Raw genomic sequence first — 22518 nt, 5'->3', positions numbered from 1 at the left:
GCTCTAACCGCCGCCCGTGCCTAAATGTCGTAGGTGTGGGCGGCGTTGATCGTCGAGATGAAGCGCTTGGTGCGCTCGCGCTCAGGCGCCGTAAAGATGTTCCTTGCGCTTCCTGTCTCTACCACGCTGCCGGCCTCGAGGAAGACGACGTCATTGGCGATCTTGGAGGCGAGGCGCAGGTCATGCGTCGCCATCACCATTGTCGTGCCCTCGCTGGCGAGACGACCGAGAACATCGACGACTTCGGCGGAAAGTTCTGGGTCGAGCGCCGAGGTTGGTTCATCGCAGAGAAGAACGCGTGGAGACGGGGCGAGCGCGCGGGCGATTGCGACGCGCTGCTGCTGGCCACCCGATAGCGTCGAAGGCCAGGCGTCGGCTTTGTGCGCCATGCCGACCTTCGTCAGCAGTTCCATTGCCCGCTCCCGTGCCCTTTCTTTCGGCCACCTCAAGACGGTGACAAGGCCTTCCATCACGTTCTCGATGGCTGTCTGATGTGGAAAGAGCTGGAAGTTCTGGAATACCATGCCGGTCTGCCGGCGGATCTTCTGGATCGCCTGCCAGCCGGTCTTCTGTCCTGGCGCAAAGCTCAGCTTCTCGTCGCCGAGGCGGATCATGCCTGCTGTCGGGATCTCCAGCAGGTTGATGCAGCGCAGCAGCGTACTCTTGCCGCCACCTGACGGACCGACGAGCGCCGTAACGCTGCCTTCGGGAATGCGGATGCTGATGTCTTTCAGAATGACGGCGTCGCCGAAGCGCTTTTCGATATGCGAAAGCTCGATCATGCGTTTGCCTCCAGCATACCGCCGTAGCGCGCGAAGCGACGCTCGAGGCGGACTTGCAGCGCGGATAGGACGGAGCTCAAAGCAAGGTATATCAATGCGGCCTCGATGTAGAGGATCAGCGGCTCGTAAGTGGTCGCGACGATGCGCTGCGCCGCCTGGAACAGCTCGGGCACCGTAATGGCGGCGGCAAGCGAGGTGTCCTTCACCAGCGAAATGAATGTGTTGGAGAGCGGCGGCACCGCAACACGCCCAGCCTGCGGCAGGATCGTGCGGCTCATTGCCTGACGCCAGCTCATGCCAATCGAATAGGCCGCTTCCCACTGCCCCTTCGGCACGGAGGAGATAACGGCGCGAATGATCTCGGAGCTGTAGGCACCGATGTTGAGGGTGAAGCCGATCAGCGCCGCCGGAAACGCGTCGAGCAGGATGCCGACGCTCGGCAAGCCGTAAAAGATGACGAAGAGCTGTACCAGAAGTGGTGTGCCCCTGATCACCCAGACATAGAACCGTGCGATGGCGACGATCGGCGCAGGTGCGAAAAGCCGCGCGATTGCCGTGAGCAATCCAAGTATGAGACCGAATGTGAATGACAGGAGCGTCAGCGGGATCGTGAAGATCAGGCCGGCCCAGAGGAGCGGACCAAGCGACTCCGCCATCAGTTGAAACCAGTGCGGCACGGGTGTTCTTTCTGTTCTAGTGACGCGATCGTTGCGTGCTTTGGGAGATACCCTTCGCAGGCTACTTCCTGCAAGAGCAGATCGCGTAGCGCTTTTTTCATCCCGCGGTTACATTCTCTCACCACTATGAGAAGAGATCGCTTGATTTTCGGATTGTATGCCGCCCTTGCAGCGGTGGTTGCGGGCCTGATCCTTGTCGGCGATGTCGACGGCGGGAGAAACGGCCGCCTGATAGTCGCTCTCCTTGGTCCTACCGGCGCCCTTTGGGTTTTCCGCGCCGTTCTGCTCATCGTCGTCGGAGCGCTTATCCTGGCCATCCGTTCCGAGATCCGGCAGCGGAAAAGGATTGATCGCATGATGAGGCAGCGTATAAATCTTGACCGCAGCCAGCATGATCACGTCGATCCGACGGCGTAAAAACAGGGACGACAAAAGTGCCGCCCCTGTTTGATGGCTTTCAGCTTACTTCGAAACGTCCTGGCCGAAGTACTTGTCGGAAATCTTCTTGTAGGTGCCGTCGGCCTTGACGTCGTCCAGTGCCTTGTTGATCGCCTCCAGCAGTTCCGGCTCGCCTTTGCGGATGATGATGCCGGAATAATCGGCATTTTCCTGCTCTGCCACGATCTTCACCGGAGCTTCTGGCTTGTGCTTCTTGAAGTCGAGGAAGGAAAGGCTGTCGTTGACTGTTGCGTCCGCGCGCTTGGTCAGCACCAGCTGGATCGACTGGTCGAAGCCGTCGGTGCCGACGAGTTCGGCGCCGGCCTCCTGGGCGAGCTTACCGAAGTTGCTGGTCAGCGACTGAGCCGACTTCTTGCCCTTGAGGTCTGCAAAACCCTTGATGCTGTCGTCGCCATCGCGAACGATCAGGACTGCCTTCGACGCGATGTAGGGTTCGGAGAAGTCATACTTCTGCTTGCGCGCCTCGGTGATGCCGACTTGGTTGATGACTGTGTCGTAGCGCTTCGCATCGAGACCGGCGATCAGGCCGTCCCATTTGCCTTCGACGAATTCCGCCTTGACGCCAAGCTTGGCGGCAACCGCTTCGCCGATCTCCACGTCGAAACCGACCAGCTTGCCGCTCGTGTCATGAAAGGTGAACGGAGCATAGGTTCCTTCGGTGCCGATCTTCAAGACACCTGATGATTTGATGGCCGCGAGGTTGTCGCCGGCGATGGCAGGAAGGAGCGCGGCGGCCTGTATCAGTGCGGCGGCGGCGATGGTCTTTAGGAGGTTCATGTCTTGTCCAGTTCACCAGATGTAATCGATGCATGGAAAATCGCAGAAAAGCATTTGAGAAGAAGCGTAGAAAACTGCAAAGAAAATCGGCAGGTGCGAATATTTTTCTCATTTCTCACGATTTCGGTGGGCGTTGTTTCGTAGCGTGACGAAACGTGTATGGCGCGCGCCCTTGCGTGCGTAATCGCATTTGTTTATGCATGTTCTTGCCTGATTAATGACGAGATCGACGAAACCGGCACGAACATGAACGAACTTCTCATGCAGGAGCGGCAAAGCGCCATTTCGCGGAAGCTGCAGATCAACGGCCGTGTCCTTGCCGCCGAACTGGCGGAGGAGTTCGGCGTGTCCGAGGATACGGTGCGTCGGGATCTTCGCGAGATGGCAGCTGCAGGCCTTTGCGAGCGCGTTTACGGCGGTGCGTTGCCGGTTTCACCCGCCAGCACCAGCCTCAACCACCGCATGGGGGTTGCGCGGGATCGCAAGCAAGCATTGGCACTTGCTGCCGTTTCGCAGATAGCGCCCGGATCGACAGTCTTCTTCGATGCCGGCAGCACGAATCTTGCCATCGCTGCGGCGCTACCCGCCGACATGGCGCTGACTGCGGCCACGAACGCGCCGGCGATCGCTGCCGCGCTGCTCGAAAAACCTTTGGTCAATGTCATCCTTATCGGCGGTCTGCTCGATCGGCAGGTTGGTGGAGCGCTTGGTGCGAAGGCCATGCGGGACATGGAGTCGCTGTCCCCCGATCTCTGCGTGCTCGGCGCCTGCGGCATCGATCTGGCAGCAGGCGTTACGACCTTCGGGTTCGAGGATGCCGAGTTCAAGCGTTTTGCGGCATCGCGGAGCAGGAAGGTCCTCGTTGCGGTGACCTCAGAAAAATTTGCCACCGCTGCGCCGCATGGCGTTCTCGCTGTGGCGCATTGCGCGTGTCTGGTGGTCGAAAGCAACGCCGATCCAGCCATGCTGGCGCAATATCGCGAACGCGGCTGCAAGACGATCGTGGCCCGCGAGACGGCGAGAACATAGTTCAAAATCGGGCGCGGACCGGTTCCGTCGCCGAGGCATATTGGGAAGAGGCATGGACAGTCAAGTGAACGTGACAACGATCGCCAGAAGCGGCTTCGTGACCAGAGGCAGGGCGGCAGTCTCGTTGCTGTTCCTGATGAACGGCTTTCTGGTCGGCTGCTGGGCGCCGAAGATTCCGGATTTCGCCGAACGCCTGCAACTCAGCAAGTTCGAACTCGGACTGATGATCCTGGTTTTCGGCGTCGGTTCGCTAATGCTGATGCCGATCGCAGGAACGCAGATCGCACGCTACGGCTCGAAGCGTGTGGCGCAGGTTGCTGCGGTCTGCCTGTTGCCTTCCCTGCTTGCGCTGACGCTCTCGCCGAACGTCTTGACCGGGGCAATCTCGATCTTTCTATTCGGTGGTTTTATCGGCGCGATGGACGTTGCCATGAATGCGAACGCGGTAGCCGTCGAGCAATCGATGCGGCGCGCCATCATGTCTTCGTGCCATGCCTTCTGGAGCCTGGGGGGGTTGATCGGTGCAGGTCTCGGCGGCTTGCTGATTGCCGAATTCGGCGTACTTTGGCATGCGCAGATCGCAACCGTGCTGGCTGTGATCTTCCTTGCAATCGCGTGGACGATGATCCTCACCGATCAACCACACCCCGACGAAAAGAAGGAAAAGCTGCGACTGCCGCTCACGCCGCTGCCCTGGCTGCTCGGTCTCATGGCACTTTTTTCCATGGTTCCGGAGGGCGCCGTGCTGGATTGGGGCGCGCTTTATCTGCGTCAGGAACTGGGCGCATCGGTCGCCGTCTCCGGCTTCGGCTTTGCGGCCTTCTCCCTCACCATGGCGATCATGCGGTTTGGCGGCGATCTTGTTCGCGACCGGCTCGGCGGCGTGACGACGCTTCGGATCTGCACGCTGTTTGCCATATCAGGCATGCTCCTCGCGGCCTTTGCTCCCAACGCGGAAATTGCGATCCTCGGCTTCGCCTTCTGTGGGATCGGGATTTCAAACATGGTTCCGATCGCCTTTTCGGCTGCCGGCAATGTTCCGGGCCTGAGGGCTGGTATCGGCCTGTCGGTCGTCACCACAATGGGCTATTCCGGCATGCTGGTTGCGCCGTCTGCGATCGGCTTCGTCGCCGAGCACATCGGCTTTAGTGTGGTCTTCATGGCGCTACCTGTGTTGCTTGTCGTCGTGCTATTGTTCTCGAACCTGGCGCGCTATGCCGATGGTATTTCAGGCGGCGGTCACTGAGCCCAGCTCCAAACAAAAGTGATGCGCGGGGCGGGTTGACAACAAAGCAGGCATGATCCACCTGAAAGACACGAATTTTAGGGGTTCAAGAACTCTATATGTCTTCTGCTGCAGATTTTGATCCGAAACCGCGCCGCGCATCCGTCGCCGTCGATGTTGGCGGCGTCATCGTGGGCGGTGGCGCGCCAGTTGTCGTCCAGTCGATGACAAATACCGACACGGCGGATATCGACTCAACGGTTGCCCAGGTGGCGGCTCTCTTCAAGGCGGGCTCGGAGATCGTCCGTATCACCGTAGACCGCGACGAAAGTGCAGCTGCGGTTCCGAAGATTCGCGAGAGGCTGTTGCGCCTTGGCATGGACGTGCCGCTGGTCGGTGATTTTCACTATATTGGCCACAAGCTTCTTGCCGATCATCCGGCTTGTGCCGAGGCGTTGGCGAAATACCGCATCAACCCGGGCAACGTCGGCTTCAAGGACAAGAAGGACAAGCAGTTCGGTGATATCATCGAGATGGCGATCCGCTACGACAAGCCGGTACGCATCGGAGTGAATTGGGGTTCGCTGGATCAAGAGTTGCTGACGGCGCTGATGGATCAGAACGCCGCGGCTGGCTCGCCGCTTTCGGCGCGGCAGGTGACTCGCGAAGCGATCGTGCAGTCCGCTTTGATTTCGGCCAATCTGGCCGAAGAGATCGGCCTGCCGCGCAACCGGATCATCCTGTCGGCCAAGGTTAGCCAGGTACAGGATCTGATCGCCGTCTATTCGATGCTCTCCGAACGCTCTGACCATGCTTTGCACCTCGGTCTTACCGAAGCCGGGATGGGCAGCAAGGGGATCGTCGCCTCGTCGGCTGCCATGGGCTATGTCCTGCAACAAGGGATCGGCGACACCATCCGCGTGTCGCTGACGCCGGAGCCGAATGGCGACCGGACGCGCGAAGTGCAGGTCGCCCAGGAACTGCTGCAGGTGATGGGCTTCCGCCAGTTTATCCCTGTCGTGGCCGCTTGTCCCGGCTGCGGCCGCACGACCTCGACCGTCTTCCAGGAACTGGCGCAGAACATCCAGAACGACATTCGCAAAAACATGCCGGTCTGGCGCGAAAAATATCCGGGCGTCGAAGCTCTGAACGTTGCGGTCATGGGCTGCATCGTCAACGGGCCTGGTGAAAGCAAGCACGCCGACATCGGCATTTCGTTGCCAGGCACCGGCGAAACGCCAGCAGCGCCCATCTTTATCGATGGCCAGAAGGCGTTGACGCTGCGCGGTCCGAACATCGCTTCAGACTTCGAGGCGCTTGTTATCGACTACATCGAAAAGCGGTTCGGGCAGAAGACGGCCGCGGAGTAGTCCGCGGCGCTGGGTCAGATTCGGCTGGTCAAAAGCTTTAAACCTGCAAAGCAGTAAAAGGCTGCCATGGCACCTTCGATCCAGAGTCGCAGGCTTCGATAGATCTTCAGCGCGTGCGGTGTCGAGAAGAGCACTGCATAGCCCATGAAGATGATGAATCCCGTTGTCATGCAAATGCCGATAATCAGGCCGGCGACAGATGCCGGGGCGCCCTGCGGCATTCCGAGCGCGATGATCGCCAGCCACGCGAAGATCGCTTTCGGGTTGGTGACGTGAATGCCGTAGCCACGCAGCAATAGGGCGGGTGTCGTAAGGCGCTTTTGCACGACAGTCTGCGGCAGTTCATCGTTGGCGCGAACAGCCTTGAAGGCCTTGTAGGCGAGGTAGAGCAGATAGAGGCCGCCGAAGATCTTCAGGATCTCCAGCGCCATGGCGTAGGTCTGGAGGATGGTAGCAAGGCCGAGTGCGGCAGCGCAGGCCCAGGTGAACGAGCCGGCGAAGATGCCGAGCGAGATGGTCATGCCCGCCTTTCGGCCATGCGTCATAGAGGTCGACACGATTGCCATGATTGCCGGGCCGGGGCTGATGACGGCGATCAAATAAGCGACGTAGGCAGGCAGGATCTGCGGTAGATAGGTCAGGATCTCATGCATCTTGCGTCTCTTACTCGGCCGGTTGAATATTGGCCCTATTTCTTAGGCGCGGTTCGCGGCGATCGACAAGAGACTGTGTCTCGTGTGTTGGCGGAAATATTGTCCCGGTGACGCTTTTTCAGCTCTTGCGTCCGGCAATGAAGCGAGCCGCTTCCGCGAGAATGATGCTGCGCTCGGAATAGGGAGCCAGCAGTGCTTGTGCCTCACGCACCTGCTCGGCAAGCTTGGCTTCCGCCCATGCCATGCCGTGCATTGCCACCAACGTGCCTTTGCCGCGGCCAGCGTCCTTGCCCGTCGCCTTGCCCATGGTGGCGGCATCGGAGGTGAGATCGAGAATGTCGTCGGCGAGCTGGAAGGCGAGACCGATCCTCTCGCCGAACTGACGCAATCGCGCGCGATCCTCTGGGGAAGCACCGGCGACGATAGCGCCGGCCTCGCAGGCGTAGCGGATGAGTGCCCCAGTCTTCATGGCCTGCAGCGTGATGATGCTCTGCTCGTCTGGCGCCTGCTTCTCGGCGGCAAGGTCGAGAGCCTGGCCGCCGGCCATGCCTCCAATGCCTGCAGCGCGCGCTAGTGCCAGCGTCAAAGCCACCTTGGCCGCGTCAGGTAATTTCGTTTCGGGTGCGGCGATGATGTCAAAGGCATAGGTCAGCAGGCTGTCACCGGCGAGGATGGCGGTCGCTTCATCATAGGCGATGTGCACGGTCGGCTTGCCTCGGCGCAGGTCGTCGTCGTCCATTGCCGGCAGATCGTCGTGGACGAGCGAATAACAGTGCACGCATTCGAGTGCCGCTCCCACCCTCAGTGCCGCGTTCCTGTCGCCGCCGAGCAACGATGCCGTTTCGACGACAAGGAAGGGTCGCAGCCGCTTGCCGCCGTTCAGGACGGCATAGTGCATGGCCGAACGCAGCCGTTCCGGCCGGGCGATTTCGTCGTTCAGTACGGACGGCGACAGTAGAATATCGAGTACAGCCTCGACCTCTCGCGCCGTGGCGGTCAATCTGGCTTCGAATGTTTCAGAGCTTGCGTCCATGGCGCGCTGTTTGGCATGAGCCGGCTTCCGCTTGCAACGGAATTGTCGATGGTGCGGCGAAGATTTCCTTTGTCTCTGGCAATGCCAGGTCGCAAACGCTATGGAGGAGAAGGGCAAGAGACTGGGTCGGGGAATTTGGACATAACGCCGGAGAGAGAGGAAAGCATGACCGTGCCGATTTACAGGCACGCGTTTCTTTGGCTTAAGGGTCGTCCGGTGATCATGCGCATCGTTCTCGCGCTGGCGGGGCTCGTTATCCTTCCGTATGTCCTGATCGTCCTTTACCTGCTGCCCTTCATTCATCCCGTTTCCACGCTCATGCTCCGTGATCTGGTGTTGCTGCGCGGCTATGACCGGCAATGGGTCTCAATCGACAATATCTCGCCGGTTCTTGTTCAGTCGGTGATGATGTCCGAAGACGGGCAGTACTGTTTCCATGGCGGCGTCGATTGGGATGAGATGCGTATGCTCCTGGAGGATACGCTAAGCGGTCACTCCACGCGTGGCGGCAGTACGATTCCGATGCAGACCGTCAAGAACCTGTTTCTATGGAATAGCCGTTCGTTCGTTCGCAAGGCGCTGGAACTGCCATTGGCTGTGACGGCAGACTTTATCTGGTCAAAGCGGCGCCTGATGGAGATTTACCTCAACATTGCAGAATGGGGGCCGGGCATCTATGGCATCGAGGCTGCGGCACGTCACCATTTCAAGGTACCGGCATCGAAGCTGACCAGCCGGCAAGCCGCCCTACTCGCCGTGTCGCTTCCCAACCCCTTCGATCGTAACGCCGGCAAGCCCGGGCGGGGGCTGCGACGACTTGCCAGCCTCATCGAGCGGCGCGCGCGCGGTTCGGGCGATTACATCAGATGCATTTATGATTGATATTGGAATAAGTCGTTGGTGTTCATGAGTGTCATCTGGCATTCGTGCTTTAAAAGAAAGTATGGACGGAAATCCCGCCACCAACGACTGGACTGCCAGCGATGATTTCTGCCTTTTCGCCCGCGCTTCTCACCTATTCCGCGACCCATAACCCTACTCCGCCACGTCATTTCGGGACCCGCTACGACGCAGCCGGTACGTTTCTGCGCGAGCCGGGCAATACCGTCGTCTGTCATCTGATCGAGGGATCACCGTCACAGCAAGCGATCATTGAGGCGCGCCAGAGCTTTCTAGAGATGCCGGAAACATCGCAGTTTGCCTTCACGCCGATCTCCAGCCTGCATATGACGCTGTTTCAGGGCATTATCGAGTATCGCCGCCGGCTGCCTTATTGGCCGCAGGATGTGGCGCTTGATACCGGGATCGAGCGTATGAGCGAGATTTATCTGGATTGGTTGCAATCCTTCGAGTCGCTCGGCTCCTTCGATGTTGAAGTTACCGAAGTGACGCCGGTCGGGCTTACCGTGAACGGTGCTACGGCTGCGGATCGGCGCGTTATGAAGGAATGGCGTGACGCTTTCGCCGATGTGTTCGGCTACCGACATCCGGATCATGATACCTATGAGTTCCATATCACATTCTGCTACCCAATCGTACGGCTACAGGAAGCAGCACTTCCGGCATGGCAGGCTATGCTCGACCGCGCGCTCGCCACGCTGCGCGAAAACGCGCCCGTCATAGCGTTGAGGCCGCCCGCCTTCTGCACTTTCGACGATATGAACCATTTCGAGGAGCGGCTTGTGTTCGCGCCCGAAGCGTAAAAGGGAGACCCTCTTGGACAGGCTGACGCTCTATATCGGCAACAAGAACTATTCGTCGTGGTCGCTTCGGCCGTGGATCGCCATGACGGCCGCGGGTATTCCGTTCGATGAACTGCTTGTCCCCTTCGATTTCGCGGCGGGCAATCCGCACTTCAAGGAGTTCTCGCCAACGGGTCAGGTGCCGGTGCTCCAGCACGGCGACGTTCGTGTCTGGCAGTCGTTGGCGATCATCGAGTATGTTGCCGAACTTTTTCCGGAAGCCGGAATCTGGCCAAAGCAGCGTGACAAGCGAGCCGTGGCGCGAGCCGTTTCCATGGAGATGCTGTCGGGTTTCAGGGCCTTGCGCGGCGCTTGCCCGATGAATATCCGGCGGCCGAAGGGCAAGATTGCGCTCGCCGACGGCGTCATGGCCGACGTCGCCCGCATCGAGACGATTTGGCGTGACTTGCGCGCTCATTCGGGTGGGCCGTTCCTTTTCGGCGCTTTTTCGGGCGCCGATGCCATGTTCGCACCTGTTGTCAGCCGCTTCGATGTCTACGACCTAGTTTCTGCCAGCGACACTCTGAGCTATATCGCCGCCGTCAAGGCGCATCCGGCCTGGATGAAGTGGGAAGAGGCAGCGCGGTCCGAGCCCTGGATTGTCGAGGAGGACGAGGTCTGACTCTTGAATCGCCAGAATTCCAAAAAATAAACTTGGGGACTGGTCAAGCCCCCTCAAGGCATGTATAAGCGCGCAAAATTTCCGAAATCGCGATACGTCGTTTCGGCCGCCAGTCTGGCCGTTGGATGTGTTTGCCCGTGAAGTGGAGTAAGAGAAATGGCTGTACCGAAGAGAAAAACGAGCCCGTCCAAGCGCGGTATGCGCCGCTCTGCAGACGCACTGAAGGCTCCGACCTACGTTGAAGACAAGAACTCCGGCGAACTGCGTCGTCCGCACCATATCGATCTGAAGACCGGTATGTATCGCGGCCGTCAGGTTCTGACGCCGAAGGAAAGCGCATAATACACTTGCGTTTTGCCTGAGTAGGACTTGCGAGGTCGGCCCAGTGCCGACCTTTTGCTTTTTCCCGCGGCAAATACATTCTTATGATATCTTGAAGTGATGCGGCTGTTTACGGCACTATTCTCCGGCTGAGGGGGAGCTGTGCCATATGTTCAATGCCGTGCCACTGATGATTATTCCATTCATTCTTTACAATATGTCGATGCTGGGCTTTATGGGCAGCGGTGGGCTTCCCTCGCTGCAGAACGACGTCATCGTTTTGTCGATGATTTCGGGAGCTATGTGGAGCATGGCGCTCGGCGACCTCTTTATCGTCGTCGCGCTTGCGGTCCTGTTCTTCGAGATACTGAAGGCGACGCGCAATGACGGTAGCCTAACCAATCACATGCTGTCGATGCTCGTCTTCATAGCCTTCCTGGTCGAGTTTCTTCTCGTCCAGGATGCGGCCACCCAGGTTTTCTTCATCCTGATGACGATTGCGTTGATCGATGTGATTGGCGGCTTTGCCGTATCTATTCGCACCGCCGGGCGCGATGTTTCGATCGGGCTCTGAAGCTTAGAGATTGTCGAGTTTGCTCTGAAGTGCGCGCAGCTGTTCCTTCAGCTCATCGATGTCCTTTGCTTCCGCCTTGCGGCTTTCCTTGGCCGGTGGCGTCATGAACGGCGAAAACATCTGCATGGCTTGCTGGAACATCTCGGTGTTGCGACGGACCTGCTCTTCGACCATTTGCATCGGCAGTTGCAGGTTTTTGCCGATCGGCGTTTCGCCGAAAGCGCGCGTCACCTGCTCGCGCATCTGTGCCTGCTGTTCAGTAAAGGCGCGCATGGAATGTTCCAGGAAGCTCGGAACGACCATCTGCATCTGGTCGCCGTAGTAGGTAATCAGCTGGCGGAGGAACGAGATCGGCAGCAGCGTGTTGCCCGTCTTGGATTCCTGTTCGAAAATGATTTGCGTCAGTACCGAGTGGGTAATGTCGTCGCCGCTCTTTGCATCCTGGACCGTAAAATCCTCACCCTTCTTCACCATCTCCGCCAGGTCTTCCAACGTCACATAAGTGCTGGTGCCTGTATTGTAGAGGCGGCGATTGGCGTATTTCTTGATTACGATCTGCCCGTCATTCTTCGCCATATCAGTCTCCCGAAGCCCGTCTGATTGTTATGGAAATTCCTCCATCGAGGAATGTAGACGCAAACGAAGCCCAGTGACAATCTCTTTGTGCGATGCGGCAACCCCTTTTACGGCAGAGATAATTTGCCCCAGCGTAAGCAATCCCTAAAATTGAATGGTAGAGTCTTGTCGTTTGACTCGGCGTTGAAGCTTTGTCAGTTTCCTCTAATCTGGTGGAGTTAACGAGGAGATCGTCATGTCGGGTTCATCCATCGTCATCGCTAGTGCAGGCCGCACTGCCGTTGGCTCATTTAACGGCGCCTTCGCCACCGTTCCGGCCCATGAACTGGGCGCGGCTGCGGTCAAGGGCGCGCTGGAGCGTGCAGGCGTCGAGGCCGGTGAAGTCGATGAAGTCATTCTCGGCCAGGTTCTGCCGGCCGGCGAAGGCCAGAACCCGGCCCGGCAGGCGGCCATGAAGGCGGGCGTCCCCAAGGAGGCGACCGCGTGGGGCGTCAATCAGCTCTGCGGTTCGGGTCTTCGCGCCGTGGCGCTTGGCATGCAGCAGATTGCGCTCGGTGACGCAAAGATCATCGTCGCGGGCGGTCAGGAGTCGATGTCGATGGCGCCGCACGCTGCACATCTGCGCGGCGGCGTCAAAATGGGCGACATGAAAATGGTCGACACCATGATCAAGGACGGCCTGACAGACGCTTTCTATGGCTACCACATGGGCATCACCGCCGAAAACATTGCGCGTCAGTGGCAGCTGTCCCGCGAGGAGCAGGACCGATTCGCGGTCGCATCGCAGAACAAGGCGGAAGCCGCGCAGAAGGCTGGACGTTTCGCCGATGAGATCATTCCCTTCGTCATCCAGACACGTAAGGGCGACGTGACGGTCGATGCCGACGAATACATCCGTCACGGCGCGACGTTGGACTCGATGGCCAAATTGCGTCCTGCCTTCGACAAGGACGGCACGGTTACCGCAGCGAATGCCTCCGGCTTGAACGATGGCGCCGCCGCGGCCGTGCTGATGACCGAAGCTGAAGCCTCTCGTCGTGGTATTCAGCCGCTCGTCCGCATTGTCTCCTGGGCGACGGCGGGCGTTGATCCGCAGGTCATGGGAACGGGCCCGATCCCGGCATCGCGCAAGGCGCTGGAGAAGGCCGGCTGGTCCGTCGGCGATCTCGATCTCGTCGAAGCGAACGAAGCCTTTGCCGCGCAGGCCTGTGCCGTCAACAAGGACCTCGGCTGGGATCCTTCGATTGTCAACGTCAACGGTGGTGCGATTGCGATCGGCCATCCGATCGGCGCCTCCGGCGCGCGGGTGCTCAACACGCTCCTTTTCGAGATGAAGCGCCGTGGCGCCAAGAAGGGGCTGGCGACGCTGTGCATCGGTGGCGGCATGGGCGTTGCGATGTGCTTTGAAGCTCTTTGAATAGCAGGCAATCCAACCATAACCTGAGCCCCGCAGCATAGCGGGGCCTTCAAACAAGGGAGCGGAACATGAGCAGGGTGGCTGTTGTCACTGGTGGTACCCGCGGCATTGGCGCCGCGATTTCCGTCGCGCTGAAGAATGCGGGCTATACGGTTGCCGCCAACTACGCGGGCAACGACGAAAAGGCGAATGCCTTTCATGGCGCTACAGGCATTCCCGTCTTCAAATGGGATGTTTCCGACTACGCATCATGCGGCGAGGGCATCGCGAAGGTCGAGGCCGAACTGGGTCCGATCGATGTCCTTGTCAACAATGCTGGCATCACGCGAGACGCGATGTTCCACAAGATGACGCAGCAGCAGTGGCACGAGGTCGTCAATACCAACCTCACCGGCCTCTTCAACATGACGCACCAGGTCTGGGGTGGCATGCGCGATAGAAGCTACGGGCGGATCGTCAACATCTCTTCGATCAACGGCCAAAAGGGCCAGATGGGGCAGGCGAACTATTCGGCTGCCAAGGCCGGAGACCTCGGCTTCACCAAAGCACTTGCGCAAGAAGGTGCTGCCAAGAACATCACCGTGAACGCGATATGCCCAGGCTATATCGGTACGGAAATGGTCCTTGCCGTGCCGGAGAAAGTGCTGAACGAGCGGATCATTCCGCAGATTCCGGTTGGCCGTCTCGGTGAGCCGGAGGAGGTTGCGCGCTGCGTCGTCTTCCTGGTTTCCGACGACGCAGGTTTCATCACCGGATCGACGCTAAGCGCCAATGGCGGTCAGTTGTTCGTTTAGCGGATGGACGCCGTAAGGCCGTTATCGTGGCTCTCGACCTGCTGCGAATAGCGGCCTTGCTGGCTGCGCGTATCGTATGGATTCAAGTATGCCGCATAGGCCGCCATGGCGATGGTCAGTATTGCGGCTGCACCAATAATTCTCGTCATTGCCCTGCACTCCGGATTCCCCATGACGCATTGGTCGTTCAACCCGGTGTCGATATTGGGGCCGATTTGAGGAATTATTTGGCTGTCTTTCAGCCCTTTGGGTGGCGCTTTGCTTTAGCGCTGACCGGCACTTTCTGCATTGCGCGGTCTTCGCCGCGAAGAGCGGCGGTGGCCGTCGTTACGAAGGCCGCCGCAATCAGGATGGCGACCGCTGAATTCAAGATGATCTGGGTCATGGGACCGTTCCTTTCCGAGCCGGCGGGACATCGCCTCGCCGCTGTTCTTGAAAGAAATATGCGCCTCACCTTCACGGTCCGGTAGATTGGACTTTGGCGACCGACTGTCAGCGTGGTGTTGACAATCGGGCATCGCGCGCGCTCAAAGATGGGGATTACGCGGCCGATATTTCGTCACCAGCCGCTGGTTCACCGCGGCAGCGCCAGGCATGTTGGCACTGAGATAAATCGGCGCGTCGCCGCCTTTCGACAGCTCCAAAGCGACGTCAGCGAAGATGGCGTTGAGGACGGTTGCACCGATAGCGGTCGAAACCGGACCGACTTTCAGCTCCGTACCTGGGAGCCCGATCACCGCATCGCCGGGAGGAAGACCGTTGTCCAACACGATGTCGGCGATGTCCGCAAGGCGACGTCGGCCGTTGGCAACCGCACTCGAATAGGAGACCGATGTGATCGCGATCACTTTGGCACCGATCTCGCGGCCATAATCGGCGGCTTCGATCGGCGCTGCATTCACGCCGGAGTTCGACGCGATGATGATGACATCGCCCGGCTGCATGCCATAGCGCTCCAGCACCGGCCGCACCAATCCTTCTGTCCGCTCATAGACGGAGCTGATCACCGCGCCCTCGTGCAGCATCGCGGAGCCAACGAGAACCGGAACGGTGAAAGCGAGGCCACCTGCCCGATAGTGCACCTCTTCGGCCAGCATGTGCGAGTGTCCGGTGCCGAACACATAGACCCGCTTGTCATTGCGTGCGGCTTCTAGGATCGCATTGGCCGCCAAAGCCATGGGCTCGGCAAGCTCCGTCTTCAAAGTCTCGAGTCGGCCAATCAGATTGGAGAAGTAAGCATCGGTGATCGCTGTCATCACGTCCTCGATTTCTAGGCCGCTTCGCCGCTGATGAAGGTCCGAGTGACCTTGAGAGCATCGGTCAGATGCACCAGATCGGCTCGGGCACCCGGCGAAAGGTGGCCGTGGTCTTCAAGGCGCAGGAAGCGCGCCGGGTAGAGCGTCGCCATGCGAAGGGCCTCTGCGAGCGGCAGTTCCAGATAGGTAACGCCATAGCGGATGGTCGACGCCATATCGACGTCGGAACCGGCAAGCGTGCCGTCGGATAGGACCAGCTTCGAACAGAAGCCACCTCTCTCGCGTCGGACGGTCCGGCCATTCAGCGTGAAGGAAACTTGCTCCGATCCAACCAGCGACATCGCGTCGGTGACGAAAAAGAGCTTGCCCTCGCCCCGCTTTGCACGAAGAGCGGTCCGAAGCGCCTTCTGATCAACATGATGGCCGTCGGCGATGATGCCGCACCAGACCGAAGGATGATCGATGGCCGCGCCGACGAGGCCAGGTGAACGATGGCCGAGCTGGCTCATGGCGTTGAAAAGGTGGGTGACGCCACGCGCGCCAGCGTCGAAGCGTGCCTCCGCGGCCTCGCTGGTGCAATCGGAATGGCCTATGCTAACGGTGACACCGGCTTCACTGAGTTCGCGTACCTGTTTTGCGGTGACCTGTTCGGCCGCCATCGTTACCAGCAGTGTGCCGATCGCTTCCTTGGCCGCAATGAACGCTTTAACGTCCTTATCCTCGACTGGCCGCATGAGTTCAGCAAGGTGGGCTCCCTTGCGGGCCGGCGCCAGATGCGGACCTTCGAGATGGAGGCCAGCTACGCCGCGGTTCGTCTTGACGGTCTCCTTGGCCGCCTCGATCGCCGCGGCGGTCGCGTCCGCCGTATCGGTGATCAGCGTCGGCAGCAATGCAGTCGTGCCGTAGGGTCGATGACCATCGGCAATCATGTACATGGAGGCTGCCGATGGCTCGTCGTTGAGCATTCGGCCGCCACCGCCATTCACCTGCGCATCGATGAAGCCTGCCGAAAGCACGCCACCTTCAAAGCGCGTATGCTCGCCCTCTGGCAGTTCGCTTGTCGACGCAATGCTCTCGACACGCCCGTCCGAGACTATGAGCGCCTTGTCGTCGTGGAAGCGCTGACCGTCGAAGATCCGCGCGCCGGAGAAGATTTTGCGAACCATCACATCGTCTCCGTGACCTTGAGCAGGTTGGCTGGCTTGTCAGGGTCGAAGCCCTTGCGGCGCGTGACGGATTCTATCAGGCGGTAGTAGACGAGCAGGGAAACGAGCGGGTCGAGCAGGCCGCTGCCCGTCGTCGGCACCTGCAGATTGATGCCAGAGACCGGCTGGGCCGAGAACGGCACGGTGGTCGCGCCGAGCTTCCGCAGCCGCTCAAGCGCCTGGACGTTGTTGCTGAATGCTGGATCATCGGGCGTAAAGGCGACGATCGGGAAGCCTGGCTGAACAAGACGCATCGGGCCATGCATCAGCTCGGCAAGCGAAAAGGCTTCTGCATGCAGTCCGGCCGTCTCCTTGGCTTTCAAAGCTGCCTCGAGCGCAATGGCGAAAGCGGGGCCGCGACCGGCCGTATAGAGCGAGCTGGCCTCGAAAAGTACATCCTCCGCTGCCTTCGTATCAATCCCACTGGTCGCCTGGAGGGCTTCCGGTAGCTTTTCCAAGGATGTATGGAGATCGCGCTTGCCGCTGATGGCAGCCGTGACACCGGAAAGCGCGGCGACTGAGGCGATGAAGGACTTGGTCGCCGCTACGCTCTTCTCCGGGCCTGCATTGAGGCCGAGAACGATGTCAGCCTGCTTGGCGAGCGGGCTATCGGTGACGTTGACGACCGCAATCGTCGTCGCACCACCGTGCTTTGCGGCATCCTGCAAGGCAATGATGTCGGGGCTTGCGCCGGATTGCGACACCGTGAAGTGGATGCCGCCCTTCAGATGTAGAGACGCGCCATAGACCGACGCGATCGATGGGCCAACCGACGCAACCGGCACGCCACAGGTGATCTCGAAGAGGTATTTGAAGAAGGTCGCGGCATGGTCGGAAGATCCGCGCGCTGCCGTCGTCACCATGGTCGGAGCGCCTGATGCAAACAGCTTCGCAATTTCGTCGAAGACCGGCTTTTCTTTCTGAAGCAGTGTTGCGACGACCTCCGGCGACTGGCCGGCTTCCTGCAACATCAGCGAATGGCTTTCACTCATAGGTCTTCTCCGATTCTTAATTCTGCAACAAAATCATATGCATCGCCACGATAGTGGGAACGGGTGTATTCGACGACGCGTTGGTCCTCCAGGCGCGAGACGCGTTCGATCAGCAGGGCAGGCGCACCCGCCTTCACGTCTAGCGCCGCCGCTGACGACGGATCGAGCGTCACAGCCGTGAGCCTTTGGAGGGCTCGAACGGGACGGTGGCCGCGCGCCGCGAGCGCCTCGTACAGAGATCCTTCTCCGCCGGCATTTTCTCCAAGGAACTTAATCGGCACGACAGCACGTTCGATCGCAAGCGGCAGACCGTCGGCAAGACGCAGACGATCCAGGCGCAGCACAGGTTCATCAAGCCCGAGGCCAAGCAAAAAGGCTTCATCAGGAGATGGCGTATTGACAGTTCGAGACAAGATCCGAGCCGCAGGCGCGCGACCGCGTGAGCGCATGTCGGCGGAGAAGGAAGAAAGCCGCCATAGCGACTGTTCCATGCGTTCGACCTTGCTGGAGACGAAGGTGCCGCTTCCATGCCGGGATTCAAGTGTGCCTGCGTTCATCAGGTCGCGATAAGCTGTGCGGACTGTCACGCGTCCGACCTTCAATGCCTCGGCAAGATCCCGCTCGCCGGGAAGCGCGGTTCCAGGTCTCAGCAGTCCCTCCTGGATCAGGCCCGTCAGAGCCTGCGCCAACCGCTTGTAAAGCGGCCCTGTGAGCGCCTCGTCGCGCAGGCCTCGACTGTTCAGTTCGGCGATCAGACTGGTTCTATCCATGCCCTAAAGATAGAACCTATCTAGAACCAATCGCAAGTCGAAAATGACTTCGGAACAAAAAAACCCTCGCAGGTAGCATGCGAGGGTTTGTCGGTTGGGGCGATCTGTTTGCGTCAGCTCTTCGAGAAGATGTAGTCCGTTTCCTGACGCAGTACCTCGCCCGGGCGGAGGATCGCGTCGGGAAAGCCCTCGTGGTTGATTGCATCTGGCCAGATTTGCGTTTCCAGGCAGAAGCCGGCGAACGGGCCGTACTTGCGCCCGTCGAGGCCAGGGACAGGCACATTGAGCTTGAAGCCCGCATAGAACTGCACGCCAGGCTCGGTCGTGCGCACTTCCAGCGAAACGCCCGAATTCAGGCTTCGGGCAAGCGCGACGGAGCGCTTTGCTGTGCGTTCGTTGGAAAGGCAGAAATTGTGATCGTAGAGGGCCTGTTCGCTACCCTCGAACCGCTTCATCGGTGACATCTGACGGAAGTCGAAGGCCGTTCCGGCAACGGGTCGAGCCTCGCCGGTCGGGATCTGCCGTTCATTCGTGACGAGGTAGCTGTCGGCTGCGATCATGATGTCGTGGCCAAGCGCGTCATCGCGGCCATCGAGGTTGAAATAGGCGTGCTGGCAAACGTTGGCGATCGTCGGTTGATCACTGGTCGACTCGTAGGTCACGGAGAGTTCGCCGTCGCCATGCACCCAGTAGGTTGCCTGGATGGTGCAGTTGCCGGGATAACCGGCGCGGCCATCCGGATCGACGATCTTCAGCACGACACGGTCGACATCGTGCTCGACGATCGTCCAGTTCTGCTTGGCGATGTTGTCGCTTCCCCCATGAAGGTGAGTCACGCCGTTCTCATTGAGATCAAGCTGATAGCTCTTGCCATCCAGCGTGAATTTGCCATCGCCGATGCGGTTGGCGCAGCGCCCGGGAGTTGCGCCAAAGTAGGAGGAATGCGCCGGATAGCTGTCGAAATCGTCAAAGCCAAGCAGGAGCGGTGCATCATGGCCGTCGAGGCGGAGATCCTGTATGACCGCACCCCAGCTGATGATCTTGGCCGTCAGCCCGCCGCCCTTGATCTCGACGCGATAGACAGTTTCGCCCGACTTGGTCTGCCCGAAAACTTCTCGCTTCAACATTTCCGTCATGACTGACCGTCCTGATATATCTTCGATTGAGGCGGCGAACCTGCCCCCATTTGCCGCAAACCGCAACGGGTGTGCCGAAAAAAAGAAACGCTGTCAGCCACACTTGCCGATATCGTTGAGATCGTAGGGTGTGGTCTGGTAGATCTCGTTGATCCAGTTGCCGAACAACAGGTGCGCGTGGCTGCGCCAGCGGTTTTGCGGCGTCAGCGACGGATCGTTGTGCGGGAAGTAGTTGTGCGGCATCTTGATCGGCACGCCGGCATTCACGTCGCGGAAATATTCGTCGGAAAGCGACGTTGAATCATATTCCACGTGATTGAACATATAGAGCCGCTTGCCCTTCCATTCATGCACGAGGCAGACACCCATTTCGCTGGACTCCATCAGAATCTCCAGGCTTTCCGACTTCTCGATGTCGTCGCGGCGGACCTCTGTCCAGCGCGAAACAGGAACCTCGAAGTTGTCCGAGAAACCGTTCAGGTAGACAGACGACGGTTTCAGGTTCCGGTGTCGGTAGACGCCGAAGGCCTTCTCCTTGAGTTCGTACTTGGGAACGCCGTGGAAATGGTAGATCGCGGCCATCGCGCCCCAGCAGACGTTCATCGACGAATGGACGTTGGTTTCCGTCCAGTCGAAAATCTGCTGCATTTCGCCCCAATAGTTCACGTCCTCGTAGGGCAGCGTCTCGATCGGCGCGCCGGTAGTGATGAAGCCATCGAATTTGCGGTGCTTCACTTCCTCCCACGTCTGGTAGAAGGCGAGAAGATGGTCTTCCGAGGTGTTCTTTGCTTTGTGGTTGCCCACGCGGATGAGCGAAAGCTCGACCTGCAACGGAGAGGCGCCGACCAAGCGGGCCATCTGCAATTCCGTCTTGATCTTGTTCGGCATGAGGTTGAGAAGCCCTATCTGCAGCGGCCGGATGTCCTGACGGATAGCCACCGTCTCGGTCATCACGCGCACGCCTTCCTGAACCAGGGTTTCAAACGCAGGCAAGGTATCGGGGATCTTGATGGGCATTGCGGTCACTCGATCAAAACAACGAATATATCGCTATCGGTCCGCACGCGGCCCTTTAGCAACTTCTTTAACGTGGCTGCAAGCCGGCCGGCCAAATCACCACGGAGCGTCTTAAATAGCGTCACTCGCGCCGCGAATCAATTGCTCAAACGAAGGGGTGGGATCGATATGAAGTCACTGCCGCGTTAATGACTGCTAGAATCTGTTGGTAGACACAGCGAATCACCATGTTTATTGAAGTAGAATGATGGCTAGGGACGCGTAATGGCAGATGACCTCGAAGGCAGGCCAAGCATTCAAGGGCGGGACAGAGTAGGATACGACCTGAGCCTGGGCTATCGCTTGAGGGTCATGTTCTCGGCCTTCTGGCATTCCTCCGTGCGCGGAAGGGTCCTGGTGATCGCGACTGCGCTGATTGCCATCATTCTCGCAACTGCCTATGCGACCGTCATCCTCAACCAGTGGAACGCGCCCTTTTATGACAGCATCGCGCGGCGCGATCTGCCTGGTTTCTTCCATCAGCTGAAGATCTTTGCGCTGATCGCAGGCATGCTGCTGCTGCTCAACGTCGTGCAGGCGTGGCTAAACCAGATGACCGCGCTCTACATGCGCGAAGGTCTGACACGCGATCTCGTCAACCAGTGGCTCCAGCGCAAGCGTGCGCTTCGGCTTTCGGCTAGCGGCCTCATCGGCGTTAATCCCGACCAGCGCTTGCACGAAGATGCCCGCAACTTAGCGGAAAGCACGACGAGCCTGATGATCGGGTTGGTGCAGGCGACGATCCTGCTCATCAGTTTCATCGGCGTGCTATGGGATTTGTCCAACGGTTTTGTCTTCCGCTTCGGCACCCACGCTTTTTCCATTCCAGGCTATATGGTCTGGGCCGCAATCTTCTATGCGGCATCCGCATCCATTCTCAGCCAGCTGGTGGGCCGCAAGCTTGTGAAGCTCAACGCGGATCGCTTCTCGAAGGAGGCGGAGCTTCGCTTTGCGCTGATGCATGCCAACGAGAACATGCCGGCGATCACGGTGGCACGCGGCGAGGAGAATGAGCAGCAGCGTATCAATACCGACATCAGTGCGGTGCTCGCCGTCATCAAGCGGGTGGCGATGGCCAACGTCAACCTCACCTGGGTGTCAGCCGGCTATGGCTGGCTCGTTGTGGTCATCCCGATCATCGTCGCTGCACCGGCATACTTCTCCGGCGGCCTGACGTTTGGCGAACTGATGGTATCGGTCGGTGCTTTCAACCAGGTCAACACGGCCCTTCGCTGGTATGTCGCGAACTTCGGTCCCATTGCCGAATGGCGCGCCACGCTGATGCGTGTCACCGATTTTCGGCAGGCGCTCACCACTATGAGCGACGAGATCAATCTCAGGGGCACGATCAGCTACGAGCGCAGCCCGCCCGGAACACTAACGCTGGAGCACGTGCGGATCGCTTCCAAGATTGGCGAAGAGATCGACCAGTGCGGCGGCTTCCGCGTGCACGAGAGTGCGGTGACGATTAAGGCCGGTGAAAAGGTCATGATCAACGGCGATCACAACGTGAACCGTAAGCTGCTTTTCCTTGCACTCTCCGAACTTTGGCCGTGTGGTGGCGGCAAGATCGGCTTGCCGCCCACGGACGACATGCTTTTCGTCCCGCAATCGGCTTACATCCCGGGTGGTTCACTTCGTGAAGCGCTGGCGTTTCCCGAGCCTGCGGACACCTATCAGAACCGCGATGTCGTGGCGGCACTGGAAAAGGCAGGACTCCACAATCTGGTTTCCCGCCTTGATACCCGGGCGCGGTGGGACAAGCTGCTTGATTCCGACGAGCAGCGCGCGATCGGTTTTGCTCGCCTGCTTCTTGTACGACCGAAGTGGATCGTGTTTGACGAAGTATTGGAAGGCATGGAGCCGGAATGGCAGTCCACGATGATGGAGGTACTTACCTCCATGCCGGACGCGGCGATGATCTACATCGGTCGGTCAGACGTTTATGTTGAGACCTTCAAGCCGCGCATACTGCATCTCGAAGCTCTGCATGCGAAGCCTGAAGTGAAGGTAGTGGCAAAAGCGCCGAACGCGCCCGCACCAGCACTCTGA

At 59.3% G+C, this 22518-nt stretch carries 26 protein-coding genes and 1 riboswitch; of the genes, 11 read left to right on the top strand and 15 right to left on the bottom strand.

Annotation, left to right across the window (positions count from 1 at the left end; all coding sequences use genetic code 11):
* Positions 1-20 precede the first annotated feature (20 nt).
* The 4 genes from PMI09_RS13795 to PMI09_RS13780 all read right to left on the bottom strand — a co-directional run bounded on the left by PMI09_RS13795 (position 21) and on the right by PMI09_RS13780 (position 2695).
* Positions 21-782 carry an amino acid ABC transporter ATP-binding protein gene (locus PMI09_RS13795; protein ID WP_007794738.1) on the bottom strand — a complete coding sequence of 254 codons (762 nt, stop codon included), beginning with the start codon at positions 780-782 and terminating at the stop codon, positions 21-23.
* Complete coding sequence (locus tag PMI09_RS13790) at positions 779-1459, bottom strand: amino acid ABC transporter permease (RefSeq protein WP_037083034.1); 681 nt, start codon at positions 1457-1459, stop codon at positions 779-781. The genes PMI09_RS13795 and PMI09_RS13790 overlap by 4 nt, the downstream gene beginning before the upstream one ends.
* Positions 1460-1567: 108 nt before the next feature.
* The gene (locus PMI09_RS13785; RefSeq protein ID WP_007794731.1) at positions 1568-1891 is read right to left on the bottom strand and encodes a hypothetical protein; all 324 of its coding nucleotides are present in this window, start codon (positions 1889-1891) and stop codon (positions 1568-1570) included.
* Between the two features lie 30 nt (positions 1892-1921).
* On the bottom strand, positions 1922-2695 hold the full coding sequence (locus tag PMI09_RS13780; RefSeq protein ID WP_007794728.1) for an amino acid ABC transporter substrate-binding protein: 774 nt from the start codon (positions 2693-2695) through the stop codon (positions 1922-1924).
* 246 nt (positions 2696-2941) lie between these two features.
* Between PMI09_RS13780 and PMI09_RS13775 the strand changes: the two genes are divergently transcribed.
* The 3 genes from PMI09_RS13775 (at position 2942) to ispG (ending at position 6319) form a co-directional block, all read left to right on the top strand.
* On the top strand, positions 2942-3724 hold the full coding sequence (locus PMI09_RS13775; protein WP_037083067.1) for a DeoR/GlpR family DNA-binding transcription regulator: 783 nt from the start codon (positions 2942-2944) through the stop codon (positions 3722-3724).
* Positions 3725-3776: 52 nt separating this feature from the next.
* Positions 3777-4970 carry an MFS transporter gene (locus PMI09_RS13770; RefSeq protein ID WP_007794720.1) on the top strand — a complete coding sequence of 398 codons (1194 nt, stop codon included), beginning with the start codon at positions 3777-3779 and terminating at the stop codon, positions 4968-4970.
* Between the two features lie 98 nt (positions 4971-5068).
* Positions 5069-6319: a flavodoxin-dependent (E)-4-hydroxy-3-methylbut-2-enyl-diphosphate synthase gene (ispG, locus tag PMI09_RS13765; RefSeq protein WP_007794717.1), complete on the top strand. Its 1251-nt coding sequence runs from the start codon at positions 5069-5071 to the stop codon at positions 6317-6319.
* A 14-nt stretch (positions 6320-6333) separates the two neighbouring features.
* Here the strand turns inward: ispG and PMI09_RS13760 are convergent, their stop codons facing one another.
* The gene (locus PMI09_RS13760) at positions 6334-6972 is read right to left on the bottom strand and encodes a LysE family translocator (protein ID WP_007794714.1); all 639 of its coding nucleotides are present in this window, start codon (positions 6970-6972) and stop codon (positions 6334-6336) included.
* A gap of 118 nt (positions 6973-7090) precedes the next feature.
* A complete protein-coding gene (locus tag PMI09_RS13755) occupies positions 7091-8005 on the bottom strand; it encodes a polyprenyl synthetase family protein (protein WP_007794711.1) in 915 nt (304 codons plus the stop codon).
* Between the two features lie 135 nt (positions 8006-8140).
* On the opposite strand from PMI09_RS13755, the gene mtgA reads away from it, so the two are divergent.
* The 5 genes from mtgA (at position 8141) to PMI09_RS13730 (ending at position 11264) form a co-directional block, all read left to right on the top strand.
* A complete protein-coding gene (gene mtgA / locus PMI09_RS13750; protein WP_193385397.1) occupies positions 8141-8887 on the top strand; it encodes a monofunctional biosynthetic peptidoglycan transglycosylase in 747 nt (248 codons plus the stop codon).
* Positions 8888-8988: 101 nt separating this feature from the next.
* Positions 8989-9708 carry a DUF1868 domain-containing protein gene (locus PMI09_RS13745; RefSeq protein ID WP_007794705.1) on the top strand — a complete coding sequence of 240 codons (720 nt, stop codon included), beginning with the start codon at positions 8989-8991 and terminating at the stop codon, positions 9706-9708.
* A 13-nt stretch (positions 9709-9721) separates the two neighbouring features.
* Positions 9722-10369: a glutathione S-transferase family protein gene (locus PMI09_RS13740; protein ID WP_007794702.1), complete on the top strand. Its 648-nt coding sequence runs from the start codon at positions 9722-9724 to the stop codon at positions 10367-10369.
* Positions 10370-10525: 156 nt separating this feature from the next.
* Complete coding sequence (rpmF, locus tag PMI09_RS13735) at positions 10526-10711, top strand: 50S ribosomal protein L32 (RefSeq protein WP_003543812.1); 186 nt, start codon at positions 10526-10528, stop codon at positions 10709-10711.
* Between the two features lie 148 nt (positions 10712-10859).
* Positions 10860-11264 (top strand): hypothetical protein, encoded by a 405-nt coding sequence (locus PMI09_RS13730; RefSeq protein WP_007794698.1) that lies wholly within the window; start codon positions 10860-10862, stop codon positions 11262-11264.
* A gap of 3 nt (positions 11265-11267) precedes the next feature.
* Here PMI09_RS13730 and phaR read toward each other — a convergent pair whose 3' ends face one another.
* Positions 11268-11840 carry a polyhydroxyalkanoate synthesis repressor PhaR gene (phaR, locus tag PMI09_RS13725; RefSeq protein WP_007794694.1) on the bottom strand — a complete coding sequence of 191 codons (573 nt, stop codon included), beginning with the start codon at positions 11838-11840 and terminating at the stop codon, positions 11268-11270.
* Positions 11841-12075: 235 nt separating this feature from the next.
* Here phaR and PMI09_RS13720 point away from each other — a divergent pair, with 235 nt between their 5' ends.
* Positions 12076-13257 (top strand): acetyl-CoA C-acetyltransferase, encoded by a 1182-nt coding sequence (locus tag PMI09_RS13720; protein WP_007794691.1) that lies wholly within the window; start codon positions 12076-12078, stop codon positions 13255-13257.
* Positions 13258-13325: 68 nt separating this feature from the next.
* The gene (locus PMI09_RS13715) at positions 13326-14051 is read left to right on the top strand and encodes a beta-ketoacyl-ACP reductase (RefSeq protein ID WP_007794687.1); all 726 of its coding nucleotides are present in this window, start codon (positions 13326-13328) and stop codon (positions 14049-14051) included.
* On the opposite strand, the gene PMI09_RS31360 is transcribed toward PMI09_RS13715, so the two are convergent.
* The 8 genes from PMI09_RS31360 to metA all read right to left on the bottom strand — a co-directional run bounded on the left by PMI09_RS31360 (position 14048) and on the right by metA (position 20427).
* Positions 14048-14200 (bottom strand): hypothetical protein, encoded by a 153-nt coding sequence (locus PMI09_RS31360; RefSeq protein ID WP_007794684.1) that lies wholly within the window; start codon positions 14198-14200, stop codon positions 14048-14050. The two genes, PMI09_RS13715 and PMI09_RS31360, sit on opposite strands and share 4 nt — an antisense overlap.
* Before the next feature lie 89 nt (positions 14201-14289).
* Positions 14290-14436 (bottom strand): hypothetical protein, encoded by a 147-nt coding sequence (locus tag PMI09_RS31735; RefSeq protein ID WP_007794679.1) that lies wholly within the window; start codon positions 14434-14436, stop codon positions 14290-14292.
* 142 nt (positions 14437-14578) lie between these two features.
* The gene (locus PMI09_RS13710) at positions 14579-15307 is read right to left on the bottom strand and encodes an SIS domain-containing protein (RefSeq protein ID WP_007794676.1); all 729 of its coding nucleotides are present in this window, start codon (positions 15305-15307) and stop codon (positions 14579-14581) included.
* 14 nt (positions 15308-15321) lie between these two features.
* On the bottom strand, positions 15322-16473 hold the full coding sequence (gene nagA / locus PMI09_RS13705; protein WP_007794674.1) for an N-acetylglucosamine-6-phosphate deacetylase: 1152 nt from the start codon (positions 16471-16473) through the stop codon (positions 15322-15324).
* On the bottom strand, positions 16473-17504 hold the full coding sequence (locus PMI09_RS13700; protein ID WP_007794670.1) for an SIS domain-containing protein: 1032 nt from the start codon (positions 17502-17504) through the stop codon (positions 16473-16475). The genes nagA and PMI09_RS13700 overlap by 1 nt, the downstream gene beginning before the upstream one ends.
* Positions 17501-18274 (bottom strand): GntR family transcriptional regulator, encoded by a 774-nt coding sequence (locus PMI09_RS13695; protein WP_007794667.1) that lies wholly within the window; start codon positions 18272-18274, stop codon positions 17501-17503. Before PMI09_RS13695 ends, PMI09_RS13700 begins: the two co-directional genes overlap by 4 nt.
* A 113-nt stretch (positions 18275-18387) precedes the next feature.
* Positions 18388-19410, bottom strand: a complete 1023-nt coding sequence (locus PMI09_RS13690; protein WP_007794665.1) for an aldose epimerase family protein — start codon at positions 19408-19410, stop codon at positions 18388-18390.
* Between the two features lie 93 nt (positions 19411-19503).
* The gene (metA, locus tag PMI09_RS13685) at positions 19504-20427 is read right to left on the bottom strand and encodes a homoserine O-acetyltransferase MetA (protein WP_007794663.1); all 924 of its coding nucleotides are present in this window, start codon (positions 20425-20427) and stop codon (positions 19504-19506) included.
* Positions 20428-20462: 35 nt separating this feature from the next.
* A riboswitch (SAM riboswitch) is annotated at positions 20463-20540 on the bottom strand.
* A gap of 151 nt (positions 20541-20691) precedes the next feature.
* Here metA and PMI09_RS13680 point away from each other — a divergent pair.
* Complete coding sequence (locus PMI09_RS13680; protein WP_007794661.1) at positions 20692-22518, top strand: ABC transporter ATP-binding protein/permease; 1827 nt, start codon at positions 20692-20694, stop codon at positions 22516-22518.

Origin of the sequence: Rhizobium sp. CF122 (assembly GCF_000282035.1) — a bacterium.
GTDB lineage: Bacteria > Pseudomonadota > Alphaproteobacteria > Rhizobiales > Rhizobiaceae > Rhizobium.
Note: the sequence above shows the minus strand (reverse complement) of the source record. Positions and strands in the feature narration are given on the sequence as shown.